Source organism: Stenotrophomonas sp. YJH_SMC_53 (genome assembly GCF_059369995.1).
In genome coordinates this window covers 19,860-31,821 of sequence record NZ_JCAFTF010000020.1, presented here as the reverse complement: position 1 = coordinate 31,821, position 11,962 = coordinate 19,860, and the positions used below count along the sequence as shown (strand labels likewise).

Sequence of the window (11,962 nt, the reverse complement as noted above, 5' to 3'; positions counted from 1 at the left end):
GCAGGCCTCTTTGGCAACCTGCAGCTTGAAGCGCGCGTCATATCTGTTCATGTATCCCTCGGAGGTTGGATCTGGCGTCCAACTCCTGGGGGTCACTTCACCCTGGGGGCTTGGCCGCGGCATCCATGCCGCGGACACCCCCGCGAACTCACCGCCCCCAGCCTCTGACAGATTTCTGCAGCGTCCACCCACGCAAGAAAAAAAGAAGAGCAAAAGCAAAAGCGGCCGACCGGCCGCTTTTTTCATGCGCGCAGAACCCACGAGCGCAGCGACCCGCTGTTGCTCTTGATCTTCTTTTTTCTTCTCCGTGGGCTGGCCGCGCACGGAACCTGTCTGAGGCCGGCGGGTTGGGTTCGCGGGGGTGTCCGCGGCATGGATGCGGCCAAGCCTACACGGACGTACTTGCGGCGTCCCCCGCGAACCCAACCCGCCCGGCCACCCCCATGACAAGCTCTACGCGACCACCCCACGAGGGGCTGCGCCGTTGGAATCACACCATCGCGCGAAGAACCAACGCCAGGATCGCAGGCACCGCCTGGATCATGAAGATCCGGCGGCTCACGCTGTACGCCCCATAGCACCCCGCCACCACCACGCAGGCCAGCGAGAACGTCACCAGCACCGGCTGCCCGATCACCAGCCCCACCACGATGCCTGCTGCCAGGAAGCCGTTGTACAAGCCCTGGTTGGCCGCCAGCACGCGCGTGGTCGCCGCCTTCTCCGGCGTGTTGCGGAACGTCTTCAGACCCAGCGGGCGGGTCCACAGGAACATCTCAAGCGCCAGGAAATAGACGTGCAGCAGTGCGACCAGCAAGGTCAGGGCGAGTGCGATCCAGTACATGGGCGGTTCCTTGGACAGGGATGGGGCTCGGAGCCCGGGAAATCATCGGTCGCGCGGCAGTTTCTTTTCTTCGCGCAGTACACCGAACGCGGCTGCGGTCATGCACGCGGCCACCAGCATGCCGCCGATGAACACTACGTGCGAGCCGAACAATGACAGGCCCTTGTGCACCCAGGCAAAGCTCAGGTCCGCACCGCGGTAGACCACGGTGTCGATCGCTGCGCCGGCCTTGTAGCGCCACTGCCGGTCCACGCGCGTGTAGATTGTCTCGCGCGCGGGCTTGGCCAGTGCGAATTCGCTGGCCCGGGTCATCACCTGCACTACCGCGACCATCAGCGGCATCGGCGAGGCCGCCAGCACCGAAAAGCCGATCAGGATCGCGAAACCGGGAATCAGCAGTGCCGGCGCGATGCCGTGGCGCGACAGCAACCAACGGGTCAGGCCCAGCTGCATCAACAGCGCCAGCGCATTCACCGCCAGGTCGATGCGCGAGAAGAACGCGGTACTGGCCGCCGGGTCGGTGAAGGCCGCGCGCACGATGCTGGCCTGCTGGTTGTACAGCAGCGTGCCGACGCCCACCCCGAACACCACCATCACCGCCAGCCAGCGCAGCAGCGGCTCGCGCACGATCAAGTTCAGGCCGTCCAGCACGCTGCCGCCCATCGGCTGCTCGCCGGACACCAGCTGCTGCTCGCGTTCGCGCAGCACCGCCCAGCGCCGCAGCCGCCAGATGCACAACAGGCACACGACCAGGAATCCCGCCGAGACCAGCATGAGGTTGGCGATGCCCACGCGCTGCACCAGCGCACTGGTGATCAACGGGCCGAGGAAGGCACCGACGGTACCGGCCGCGCCAATGTATCCATAGAAGGCCCGGGCCTGCACATTGGAGAACACATCGGCCATGAAGCTCCAGAACACCGCCACCGCGAACAGGTTGAAGACGGTGATCCAGAAGAAGAAGGCCATGCCGCGGCCAGGCACGCCGCTGTCGAACATCATGTAGAAGCCCAGCAGGGTCACGATGAAGAAGCCATACACCGCCGGCAGGAACACCCGTCGTGGGAAGCGGCTGACCAGCCAGCCGTACACCGGCTGCAGCACCAGCATGATCACGAACACGCAGGAGAACAGGAACTGCAGCACGAAGTCCTTCAACGCGACGCCGTGGTTGGCGAACCAGGCGATCAGCACGGGCGGGAACACCGTTTCCAGGTCTGCCGAGGCGGCCATGGCCTCACGCACCGGGCGCAGCACGTAGTAGCCGCTGAGCAGGCAGAAGAAGTACAGGAACGACCACCACAGCGCCGGCGACTCGCGCAGTGCCGCCGTCAGGCCCTGCAGCGGCCCCTTCCCCCGTACCGCACTCACGCGGTGTCCCTCGCCTGAAGACGGCGGTTGGACAGCGGCATGGCAGGCTCCGGGGCGATGAAACGCGTACGTTAGCCAATGCACCGCAACATCGCCAGCGCGACGCGCCTTCCTGCGGGCGGATCAGCTCCGCTGATCGGCCCGGGATGACACGTTCCGATACATGCTTCCAGCGCCTCAAATTCCAAATTTTTCAACGAGATGCGCATTCATCTTCGCTTTGTTTGTGCACAAGGGAAAAGCGGCGCTAGAATCGCCATCAGCAGTCGCGCACGGGTCCAACCGATGAAAAAGAACAGCCTGCGTCGCCCGATCCGTTCGGCGGCCACCGGTTTGCTGGGCATGCTGATGCCCGTTGCCTTGTCCACCACCGCGCAGACACCGCCGGCATTGCCGCCGATGCCGACCAACATCGAATCCGCTGCGGGTCCCACTGTCGCCCACACCCAGCCGGCGGCCTACCGCACCGGCCTGGTGCCGCGCGTGCAGGCCCCGGCGCCCGGCTTCAACGTTGCCAACATCGAATCGATGGCGCAGCAGCTCACCTATGGCGAACGCGTGCCGGGCATGGCCGTGGCGATCGTGCAGGGCGGCCGTATCCTCAGCGCGCGCGGCTATGGCGTCACCGACGTCAACAATCCGCTGCCGGTCGATGCCCATACCGTGTTCCGCCTGGCCTCGCTGTCCAAGGCCTTCGCCGGCACCATGGCCGGCCTGCTGGTCAACGACGGCACGCTCCGCTGGGACAGCAAGGTCACCGACTACGTGCCGGGCTTCCGCCTGAACTCGCCGGAAGCCACTGATCGCCTGACCGTGGCCGACGTGCTCAGCCATCGCGTCGGCCTGCCCTACAACGCCTACGACCGCGACATCGAAGGCAACGCCGAGTACTACGCGCTGACCCAGAAACTGGCCAACACCACCCTGAAGTGCCTGCCGGGCGACTGCTATGCCTACCAGAACGTAGCCTTCAGCCTGATCGGCGATGTCGTCTACGCGGCCTCCGGCAGCTTCTACGAGCAGTCGGTCGAGCGCCGCATCTTCAAGCCGCTGGGCATGAACGATGCCAGCCTCGGCCTGGCCGGCATCCAGGCCAGCTCGCGCTGGGCGCGTCCGCATGTGCGCAGCCGCAACGGCTGGGTCTCGCTGACGCCGAAGCCGACCTACTACCGGGTCGCCCCGGCGGCCGGCGTCAATGCCAGCGCCAGCGACATGGCGCAGTGGCTGCTCGCCCACACCGGCCACCGCCCCGACGTGCTGCCGGCACCGCTGCTGGCCACCCTGCATTCGAGCCTGATCAGCACCCCCGGCGAGATGCGTTCTGGCTGGCGCCGCGAGCGCCTGCACTCGGCCGGCTACGCCCTGGGCTGGCGCACCTTCGACTACGCCGGCCACGACGTGGTGTTCCATGCCGGTGCCGTGCAGGGCTATCGCGGCCTGGTCGCGCTGGTGCCGGAACGCGATCTGGGCATCGCCATCATGTGGAATGGCGAAAGCAGCCTGCCCAGCGGCCTGCTGCCGACCGTGCTCGACTCCGCGCTCGGCCTGCCGGCGCAGCGCTGGCTGGACGTGGACACCGACTTCGGCAGCGACAACCTGATGGCCGAGGGCGCCAGCCCGGCGCAGCAGGACAAGCGCAAGGGCAAGGGCGCCTCGGGCAATCGTGCGGTGGCGTCGCCGCGCTGATAAGGCGGGCTCGATCGGGTGTGCGAAGGGCGGCCTGCGGGCCGCCCTTTTTGTTGCTGTGTAGGGCCGAGCCGAGCCGTGCTCGGCTGAGCGGAATCCTGGCGCAAGGCGGCCGAGCATGGGCTCGGCTCTACAGCTCCGCAGCATTAGTGCGCGAAGTAGTGCATGCCGCCGTCCACCGGAATCACCGCGCCTGTGATGTAGCCGGCCAGCGGCGAGGACAGGAACGCCACCAGTGGCGCCACTTCCTCGGGTTCACCGAAGCGTCCGATCGGGATGTTGCTGGCGATGAACGCACGTCGGCTTTCCTCGGTGGGATGCAGGCGTTCCAGGATCTGCGCGCTGTTGATGCGCCCCGGTGCAATCGCATTCACCGTAATGCCCTGCCCGGCCACCTCCGACGACAGCCCCTTGCTCCACAGATGCAGCGCCGCCTTCGCCGCAGTGGCCGCGTTCACCGCACGCGGTTCCATCGAACCACTGAAATTGATCACCCGTCCCCATGCCTGCGCCTGCATGCCAGGCAACAGCGCCTGGGTCATCCGCCGCGCGGCGGAAAAGTTCAGGGCGATCGCTTCCTCCCAGACATCATCATCGGCATCGACGGTGGTCGGCCGGGAGCCACCTGCGGCGTTGACCAGGATGTCGACGCGTTGCAATGCCTCCCGGGATGCCTGCGCGATGTACCGGACGTCACCGGCCACGGTGACATCGCCGGCCACGATGACCGGTGCCGCGCCGCCTTCAGCTTCGATCCGCGCCGCAAGCGCCTGCAGCGGTGCCCGCTGCCGTGACGTGATGGCAACGCGCACGCCCTGGGCCGCCAGCTGCCTGGCGACGGCGGCACCGATGCCGCTGGCCGCGCCCGTCACCAAAGCGGTGCGGCCTTCAAGATTCAAGTCCATGGTGTTCTCCTGTCCGCATGGCCGGCCAATCCAGCCCTTGCACGACATGCTGTTTGATCACCCCTGATTGATAAACTCCGCGCAGGTTTCAGCATTCAACACCCGGGGTGTCAGATGAACCTGCTGGAAAGCATGCAGGTCTACGTGCTGATCGTGGACAAGGGCAGCCTCAGTGCTGCAGCTGCGGCGATGGACATCTCCGCGACGATGGCCGGCAAGCATCTGCGTGCATTGGAATCACGGCTGGGCATGCAGCTGTTGAGCCGAACCACCCGGCGCCAGCACACGACGCCGTTCGGCCAGGACTACTACACGCGCTGCCGGGAGATCCTGCGCCTGGTGGACGAAACCGATGCGCAGGCGCAGCACCAGCACCTGGCACCGGCGGGCACGCTGCGCATCAGTGCACCGGTGATCTTCGGTACGCATGCACTGGTACCGGCACTGGCCGAGTACATGGCGCGCCATCCGGATGTCCGGGTCGAAGCGACGCTGACCGATCGCGTAGTCGACCTCGCCGAAGAGGGCTTCGAAGCGGCGCTGCGGATCGGCACGCTGGCCGACAGCAGCGTGCTGGAGGCGCGAGCCCTGGCCCCTTATCGCCTGATGATGTGCGCCTCGCCGGCGTATCTGGCCAGGCATGGCGCGCCAGACAGCGTGCATGCACTTGCCGGCCATCAATGCCTGTCGTTCGAACCGAGTGCACTTGCGCAGTGGCTGCAGGACGACGCTGGCGAGCTCGACCACGTGCCCGACGGCCGGCTGCAGATCAACAATGGCGAAGCGCTGCGTTCGGCGGCGCTGCATGGCCTGGGCATCATCCTGCAGTCGACGCTGCTGCTGGCAGCCGATGTCGAGGCTGGGCGACTGGTGCAGCTGCTCCCAGGGCACGGCCAGGCCGGTCGGCCGATGCACGTGGTCTATGCGCACGATCGTTACCCTTCCACCCGCCTGCGCAGCTTCCTCGACTTCCTGGTGGAACGATTCCCGCCGGCAATCGCCCAACCAGGCGACCGAAGCCGCCCATAAAAAAACCCCCTCCCCGCTGGGCAGCCAGGGAAGGGGGTTTCAGGATGCGGCTATCGGGAAGTACTTAGATCAGCGGCGCCGGGGTTGCCGGCAGAGCGACCGGAGCGGCCTTCTTCTTGCGGGCGGCCGGCTTGCGCTTGGCAACCTTCTTCGCTGCCTTCTTCGGGGCAGCCTTCTTGGTGGCCTTCTTCGCGGTCTTCTTTACTGCCTTCTTGGCGGTCTTCTTGACGGCCTTCTTGGCAGTCGCCTTCTTTGCGACCTTCTTGGCCGGCTTGCGGGCCGTAGCCTTCTTGGCAGTCTTCTTGGTGGCCTTCTTGGCCGCCTTCTTCGCGGTCTTCTTGACGGCCTTCTTGGCAGTGGACTTCTTGGCGACCTTCTTCGCCGCCTTCTTCACTGCCTTCTTCGCAGTGGTCTTCTTGGCGACCTTCTTCGCCGCCTTCTTCACTGCCTTCTTGGCAGTCGCCTTCTTCGCGACCTTCTTCACTGCCTTCTTGGCAGCGGCCTTCTTCGCGACCTTCTTCACCGCTTTCTTGGCGGCGGGCTTCTTCTTCGCAGCTTTCTTGGTTGCCATGGGATGGCTCCTCGTCAGTGATAGGGAGTTGAAACGCCCAGTTGGATCAAACCCGCGGATGCTGCGTGCGGGGACCGCCGGCGCGTCAAGCGCGCCGTTACGGATGCGGCGATGCCCGCCTCGATCGGCGGAGCGGACATCGGAACGGAAGGTGCCTTGCATTTCTCCGGGGGAAGCGGGGCCGTGTCCACCGTCATCAGGGTCGCGGTGGTCTTGAAGGGGCTGCTTCGCATCGGACGATTGATTCTGCGCACTCGGTTGGGCAGGCAAGGTCTGCTGAGGCGAAACCTAATCACGGTTTTTTTTACTGTCAACAACCCCCGCGAAAAATTTTCACATCCGCACCTTTCCGAGCGCCGTCGGCGCCACTGCTCTACGCGGCCCGCCATGGCGGTTGAAGCGTCGCGCAAGCGTGCTGCATGCACCGGCATCGATGCATACGTTGAACAAAAAGCACTTGAAATAAGCACTCCGCGCATCTAGACACAGACTCGCAACGGCATCGCGCGTGCGACGTCGATGGTCACCGGCGCCGCCACCAACGCCAGCACAACAGCGCCGCAACAGGGGGCGAAAAGTTTTCACATCCGAGTGCGTCGGCGCGGGGCTGAAACGCGGATTTGCGCAAAACTGCGCACGCCCATCGGCACCGTTCGCCTGTCGGCTGATGCCACGCCGAGGGTGCGCAGCGAACCCCGCGTCATGAGTCCGGTGCAGTCGCCAAAACAAAAACGGCCACCCGAAGGTGGCCGTTCCAGAATCCGGAAACGACGACTCAGTGGTCTTCGTTCTCCAGGGCTTCGGCGTACGCGTCCGGGTCCAGCAGCTCGTTGACCTCATCGGCGTTGGTCAGTTCGACCACGAACATCCAGCCTTCGCCGTAGGCGTCTTCGTTGATGGTTTCCGGCTTGTCGGAGAGGGCCGAGTTGACCTCGACGACCTTGCCGCTGATCGGGCTGTAGACGTCCGAGGCGGCCTTCACCGACTCGACGACGGCGATCTGCTCGCCAGCCTTGGCGTCGGCGCCGACTTCCGGCAGTTCGACGTAGACCAGGTCACCCAGCAGGCCCTGGGCGTGGTCGGAAATACCGACGGTGACGCGGCCATTGCCTTCGACACGGGCCCACTCATGGGACTTGAGGAACTTGAGGTCGCCGGGGATCTCGCTCATGGGACTGCTCCAGAGATATGCAGGGGTGGAAAAAACGGGGCTAGTGTAACCAACCGGCCGCCACTGCTGTCAGTGACGACCGGCACGTACGGATCAGGCGTCGGTGAGCACGCCGGGCTGCGCCTGGCCTTCCCGAACGAACGGGAACTTGACCACCCGCACCGGCACCTGACGGCCGCGGATGTCGACGGTGACCTCGCCGAGTTCACCGGCCGGCACGCGGGCGAAGGCGATGCCCTTGGCCAGCGTCGGCGAGAAGGTGCCGGACAGGATCTCGCCCTGGCCGCTGGCCGTGGTGACCGTCTGGCCGTGGCGCAGCACGCCCTTCTCGTCCATCACCAGGCCGATCATCTGGCGCGCGGTGCCGGCGCTCTTCTGCGCCTCCAGCACGTCGCGGCCGATGAAGTCGCGGCCTTCGTCCAGCGACACGGTCCAGGCCAGCGCCGCTTCGTACGGGCTGATCTCTTCGTCCATGTCCTGGCCGTACAGGTTCATGCCAGCTTCCAGGCGCAGGGTGTCGCGCGCGCCAAGGCCGGCCGGCTTCACGCCTGCCGCCAGCAGGCGGTTCCAGAAGGCGACCACGGCGTCCTGCGGGAGCAGGATCTCGAAACCATCTTCACCGGTGTAGCCAGTGCGGGCGACGAACAGCTCGACACCGTCATCGGACTGCACCTGCAGGGCGGCGAAGCGGCCCAGCTTGGTCAACGCTGCGCGGTCGGCTTCGCGGGCCAGGCCGATCACGATGTCGCGCGCCTGCGGGCCCTGCACGGCGAGGATGGCCAGGTCCGGGCGCTGCTCGACGGCGACGCCAAACGGCGCAGCCTGCTCGCGCAGCCAGGCCAGGTCCTTCTCGCGGGTAGAGGCATTGACCACCATGCGGAAGAAGTCGTCGCCCAGGTAGTAGACGATCAGGTCGTCGATGACGCCGCCGCGCGGATTCAGCATGCACGAGTACAGTGCCTTGCCGGTCACCTTCAGCTTGTCGACCGAGTTGGCCAGCAGGCGGCGCAGGAACGGCTTGACCTGGTCACCGCGCAGGTCGACCACCGTCATGTGGCTGACGTCGAACACGCCGGACTCACGGCGCACCAGATGGTGCTCGTCCAGCTGCGAGCCGTAGTGGATGGGCATGTCCCAACCCCCGAAATCGACCATCTTGGCGCCAAGGGCGCGGTGGGTATCGTTGAGCAGCGTCTTCTGGGTCATGACCGGGTCCGGCAGCAGAGGAAACAGGAAACCCCATTATCCCAGATCGGTCGCCCGCAGGCGTGCCGCAGCGCAGCGGTTCATGCAAGCGGAAGTGCAACCCGCCCCGCCCTTTCCTCTGCCGGCGAGGCAATGCCCCGCAAGGCACCGCAGCCGCCCGCTACAGGCGCACCCGCCCACGCAGGATGTCGAGGAACATCACCCAGTCACCCATGAACGAGTACAGCGGATGGCGGAACGTCGCCGGTCTGTTCTTCTCGAAGAAAAAATGGCCGACCCAGGCGAACCCGTAGCCGCAGAACAGGGCGCCAAGCAGGAACAGCGGCTGGCCGCGCAGCAAGGCAGTGGCGACCAGCAGCAGGACCCCGCAACTGCCGATGAAGTGCAGCCGCCGCGATACCGGGTGGCGGTGCTCGCTGAGATAGAACGGATAGAACTCGCGGAAGCTGGCGAAGCGGGACATGAGCAGGCTCCGGGGACCAGGGTCGCTGCCATCATGCGCCTTCCGCAGACGCTTCGCTGCCCCTGTAGCGCCGAGCCATGCTCGGCTGCGGTGACATTCGTTGAATCAAGGCAGCCGAGCGTGGGCTCGGCTCTACACCGACGAGGTGCGCGGCCCGAACATGATCACCGCCATGCCGGCCAGGCACAGCGCTGCGCCCAGCAGGTCCCAGCGGCTGGGACGAATGCCATCGACCAGCCACAGCCAGAACAGCGCGGTGCCGATGTAGACGCCACCGTAGGCGGCATAGACCCGTCCACTGGCCGTCGGGTGCAGGGTCAGCAGCCAGGCGAACACGGCCAGGCTGGCCGCCGCCGGCAGCAGCAGCCAGACGCTGCCTCCCTTGCGCAGCCACAACCATGGCAGGTAGCAGCCGACGATCTCGGCCAGCGCGGTCAGCAGGAACAGGCCGAGCGTTTTCACGCCTTCTCTGCTGCCTTGGCCTGCTGCCACAGTGCTTCCTGCGCATCCAGGTCCAGTTCGGCCAACGCGTCACCCTGTGCGTCGGCCTGCGCTTCCATCGCGCGGAAGCGACGCTCGAACTTGTGGTTGGCACCACGCAGTGCAGCACCCAGATCGATATCGGCATGACGCGCCAGGTTCGCGCAGACGAACAGCAGGTCGCCCAGTTCTTCCTGCAGGCGCGCCTTGTTGCCCGCGACATCGCCACGTTCGAACTCCTCGCGCAGCTCCTGCAGCTCCTCGGCGGCCTTGTCCAGCACCGGCAGCGGACCCGGCCAGTCGAAACCGACCTTGGCCGCGCGCGACTGCAGCTTCACCGCCCGCTGCCATTCCGGCAGGCCGCGCGAGATACCGGCCAGTACGGAGGTGTCCTGCTCGCCCTTGGCGGCACGCTCGGCGCGCTTGATCGCCTCCCAGTTGCGCGTCACCCCGTCGGCATCGTCCACGCTGACATCGGCGAACACGTGCGGGTGGCGGCGCTGCATCTTGTCGCTGATCGCACGGGCGACCTCGGCGAAGGCAAACGCGCCCTGCTCCTCGGCCATGCGTGCGTGGAACACCACCTGCAGCAGCAGGTCGCCGAGCTCGTCGCAGAGATCGTCCAGGTCACCCCGGTCGATCGCATCGGCGACTTCGTAGGCTTCCTCGATGGTGTAGGGGGCGATGGTCGCGAAGTTCTGCTCCAGATCCCACGGGCAGCCGCCCTGCGGGTCACGCAGCCGCGCCATGATCGCCAGCAGGCGCTCCAGTTCGCTGCTTGCGGCGCTGCCGGTGGTGGGGGTGTCGTGCGCGCTCATGCGGCCTCCAGGATCAGTCGGACAACCAGTCGCGCCATGGCAGGCTGGTATCACCAAGGGCAATGAAATCGCCGTTCAACAGTGTCTCGCGGCGGTTGTAGCGGAACGGCTTGCCGGTCGCCGCCGACAGCACCGCGCCGCCGGCGGCATGCAGCACGCACTGGCCGGCGGCGGTATCCCATTCGGAGGTCGGGCCCAGCCGCGGATAGACATCCAGGCCGCCTTCGGCGATCCGGCAGAATTTCAGTGACGAGCCCTGTGCGATGGTCTCGATGCGGCCCATGCGCGCCAGCAGCGCCTCGGTTTCCGGCGAGCGGTGCGAGCGGCTGGCGGCAACGCGCAGCGGAGCCGTGGCCGGCGTGCGGGTGCGCAGCACGGTGTCATGCAGGCCCTGCCGCCGATAGGCCAGCTCGCCGCGCATGGCATGCCAGACGATGCCGGTGACCGGCGCCAGCACCACACCAAAGGCCGGCGCGCCCTGGTAGATCAAGGCGATGTTGACGCTGAATTCGCCGTTGCGCTTGACGAACTCGCGGGTACCGTCGAGCGGATCCACCAGCCAGTAAGCGCCCCAATGGCGGCGCTGCTCCCAGCCCACCTGCGCCGATTCCTCGGACAGGATCGGCAGGTCCGGTGTCAGCTGCCGCAGGCCCAGCTCAATGACCTGGTTGGCCGCCAGGTCGGCCGCGGTGACCGGGCTGTTGTCGTCCTTGATCTGGACCTCGAATCCATCGGCATACACCTGCATGATGGCTTGGCCGGCCTGCTGGGCGATGGCGATGGCGGTCTCGCGCAGGTCCGTGGTCAGTTTGATCATCGCGTTCCCTGCAGCCACTGGCGGGCAATGAACAGCGCCGCCAGCGAGCGTCCCTCGGAGAAGTCCTCGCGCAACATCAGCTGGTCCACTTCGGCCAGCTTCCACGGCACCACTTCCAGTTCTTCCGGCTCGTCGCCGGCCAGCTTTTCCGGGTACAGGTCGCGCGCCACCACCAGCCACGACTGGTGGCTCATGTAGGTCGGGGCAAGGGTCATTGCGCGCAGCACGTCGACCCGGCGCGCACCGTAACCGGCTTCTTCCTTCAGCTCGCGGTCGGCGGCCTGCTCGGGGGTTTCGCCGGCGTCGATCCGGCCCTTGACCAGGCCCAGTTCGTAGCGGTGCATGCCCGCGGCGTATTCACGCACCAGCAGCACGGTCTCATCGTCGAGCATCGGCACCACCACCACCGCGCCGTGGCCACGGCTGACCAGGCGCTCGAACCGGCGACGTTCACCGTTGGAGAATTCCAGGTCCAGATGCTGGCGCTGGAAGGGGCCGTTCTCCTCATCGGTGATCCGATGGATGATCGGCAAGCGACGGCCGGCACGGTCATCGTTCATGCGGAATCTCCGCGGCGGCCGGCGCCAGCGCCGGGGCCGATAGA

General features: G+C 66.3%; 14 protein-coding genes. 3 read left to right on the top strand and 11 right to left on the bottom strand.

Annotated features, from left to right (window positions below; all coding sequences use genetic code 11):
- Positions 1-490: 490 nt before the first annotated feature.
- Both AC5P7X_RS20100 and AC5P7X_RS20095 read right to left on the bottom strand, forming a co-directional pair.
- Positions 491-841, bottom strand: coding sequence for a DUF1304 domain-containing protein (locus AC5P7X_RS20100; RefSeq protein ID WP_095379254.1), 351 nt, complete (start codon positions 839-841; stop codon positions 491-493).
- 42 nt (positions 842-883) lie between these two features.
- Positions 884-2,212, bottom strand: coding sequence for an NTP/NDP exchange transporter (locus AC5P7X_RS20095; RefSeq protein WP_329843634.1), 1,329 nt, complete (start codon positions 2,210-2,212; stop codon positions 884-886).
- 285 nt (positions 2,213-2,497) lie between these two features.
- Between AC5P7X_RS20095 and AC5P7X_RS20090 the strand changes: the two genes are divergently transcribed.
- On the top strand, positions 2,498-3,898 hold the full coding sequence (locus tag AC5P7X_RS20090) for a serine hydrolase domain-containing protein (RefSeq protein WP_053499507.1): 1,401 nt from the start codon (positions 2,498-2,500) through the stop codon (positions 3,896-3,898).
- Positions 3,899-4,044: 146 nt separating this feature from the next.
- Here AC5P7X_RS20090 and AC5P7X_RS20085 read toward each other — a convergent pair whose 3' ends face one another.
- Positions 4,045-4,803, bottom strand: a complete 759-nt coding sequence (locus tag AC5P7X_RS20085; RefSeq protein ID WP_053499509.1) for an SDR family NAD(P)-dependent oxidoreductase — start codon at positions 4,801-4,803, stop codon at positions 4,045-4,047.
- 114 nt (positions 4,804-4,917) lie between these two features.
- Between AC5P7X_RS20085 and AC5P7X_RS20080 the strand changes: the two genes are divergently transcribed.
- Positions 4,918-5,832: a LysR family transcriptional regulator gene (locus AC5P7X_RS20080; protein WP_495215280.1), complete on the top strand. Its 915-nt coding sequence runs from the start codon at positions 4,918-4,920 to the stop codon at positions 5,830-5,832.
- A gap of 64 nt (positions 5,833-5,896) precedes the next feature.
- On the opposite strand, the gene AC5P7X_RS20075 is transcribed toward AC5P7X_RS20080, so the two are convergent.
- Positions 5,897-6,403 carry a hypothetical protein gene (locus AC5P7X_RS20075; RefSeq protein ID WP_032954412.1) on the bottom strand — a complete coding sequence of 169 codons (507 nt, stop codon included), beginning with the start codon at positions 6,401-6,403 and terminating at the stop codon, positions 5,897-5,899.
- A 111-nt stretch (positions 6,404-6,514) separates the two neighbouring features.
- Here AC5P7X_RS20075 and AC5P7X_RS20070 point away from each other — a divergent pair, with 111 nt between their 5' ends.
- Complete coding sequence (locus AC5P7X_RS20070) at positions 6,515-6,886, top strand: hypothetical protein (RefSeq protein WP_141750826.1); 372 nt, start codon at positions 6,515-6,517, stop codon at positions 6,884-6,886.
- 292 nt (positions 6,887-7,178) lie between these two features.
- Here the strand turns inward: AC5P7X_RS20070 and gcvH are convergent, their stop codons facing one another.
- The 7 genes from gcvH to nudE form a co-directional block, all read right to left on the bottom strand.
- Positions 7,179-7,574, bottom strand: coding sequence for a glycine cleavage system protein GcvH (gene gcvH, locus AC5P7X_RS20065; RefSeq protein ID WP_005418426.1), 396 nt, complete (start codon positions 7,572-7,574; stop codon positions 7,179-7,181).
- A gap of 93 nt (positions 7,575-7,667) precedes the next feature.
- Complete coding sequence (gene gcvT / locus AC5P7X_RS20060) at positions 7,668-8,780, bottom strand: glycine cleavage system aminomethyltransferase GcvT (protein WP_005418427.1); 1,113 nt, start codon at positions 8,778-8,780, stop codon at positions 7,668-7,670.
- A gap of 160 nt (positions 8,781-8,940) precedes the next feature.
- The gene (locus AC5P7X_RS20055; protein ID WP_049415586.1) at positions 8,941-9,243 is read right to left on the bottom strand and encodes an Mpo1-like protein; all 303 of its coding nucleotides are present in this window, start codon (positions 9,241-9,243) and stop codon (positions 8,941-8,943) included.
- A 132-nt stretch (positions 9,244-9,375) separates the two neighbouring features.
- A complete protein-coding gene (locus AC5P7X_RS20050; RefSeq protein WP_053499515.1) occupies positions 9,376-9,705 on the bottom strand; it encodes a YnfA family protein in 330 nt (109 codons plus the stop codon).
- Positions 9,702-10,541, bottom strand: coding sequence for a nucleoside triphosphate pyrophosphohydrolase (mazG, locus tag AC5P7X_RS20045; protein ID WP_053499517.1), 840 nt, complete (start codon positions 10,539-10,541; stop codon positions 9,702-9,704). The genes AC5P7X_RS20050 and mazG overlap by 4 nt, the downstream gene beginning before the upstream one ends.
- Positions 10,542-10,554: 13 nt before the next feature.
- The gene (gene cysQ / locus AC5P7X_RS20040) at positions 10,555-11,358 is read right to left on the bottom strand and encodes a 3'(2'),5'-bisphosphate nucleotidase CysQ (protein WP_053499520.1); all 804 of its coding nucleotides are present in this window, start codon (positions 11,356-11,358) and stop codon (positions 10,555-10,557) included.
- A complete protein-coding gene (gene nudE, locus AC5P7X_RS20035) occupies positions 11,355-11,918 on the bottom strand; it encodes an ADP compounds hydrolase NudE (protein ID WP_329843632.1) in 564 nt (187 codons plus the stop codon). Before nudE ends, cysQ begins: the two co-directional genes overlap by 4 nt.
- Positions 11,919-11,962 lie beyond the last annotated feature (44 nt).

Coding starts and splice junctions, on each gene's coding strand:
- cysQ (WP_053499520.1), bottom strand. CDS start 11,358: ATGATCAAACTGACCACGGACCTGCGCGAGACCGCCATCGCCATCGCC.
- AC5P7X_RS20055 (WP_049415586.1), bottom strand. CDS start 9,243: ATGTCCCGCTTCGCCAGCTTCCGCGAGTTCTATCCGTTCTATCTCAGC.
- AC5P7X_RS20070 (WP_141750826.1), top strand. CDS start 6,515: ATGCCCGCCTCGATCGGCGGAGCGGACATCGGAACGGAAGGTGCCTTG.
- mazG (WP_053499517.1), bottom strand. CDS start 10,541: ATGAGCGCGCACGACACCCCCACCACCGGCAGCGCCGCAAGCAGCGAA.
- AC5P7X_RS20090 (WP_053499507.1), top strand. CDS start 2,498: ATGAAAAAGAACAGCCTGCGTCGCCCGATCCGTTCGGCGGCCACCGGT.
- gcvH (WP_005418426.1), bottom strand. CDS start 7,574: ATGAGCGAGATCCCCGGCGACCTCAAGTTCCTCAAGTCCCATGAGTGG.
- AC5P7X_RS20085 (WP_053499509.1), bottom strand. CDS start 4,803: ATGGACTTGAATCTTGAAGGCCGCACCGCTTTGGTGACGGGCGCGGCC.
- nudE (WP_329843632.1), bottom strand. CDS start 11,918: ATGAACGATGACCGTGCCGGCCGTCGCTTGCCGATCATCCATCGGATC.
- AC5P7X_RS20075 (WP_032954412.1), bottom strand. CDS start 6,403: ATGGCAACCAAGAAAGCTGCGAAGAAGAAGCCCGCCGCCAAGAAAGCG.
- AC5P7X_RS20100 (WP_095379254.1), bottom strand. CDS start 841: ATGTACTGGATCGCACTCGCCCTGACCTTGCTGGTCGCACTGCTGCAC.
- gcvT (WP_005418427.1), bottom strand. CDS start 8,780: ATGACCCAGAAGACGCTGCTCAACGATACCCACCGCGCCCTTGGCGCC.
- AC5P7X_RS20080 (WP_495215280.1), top strand. CDS start 4,918: ATGAACCTGCTGGAAAGCATGCAGGTCTACGTGCTGATCGTGGACAAG.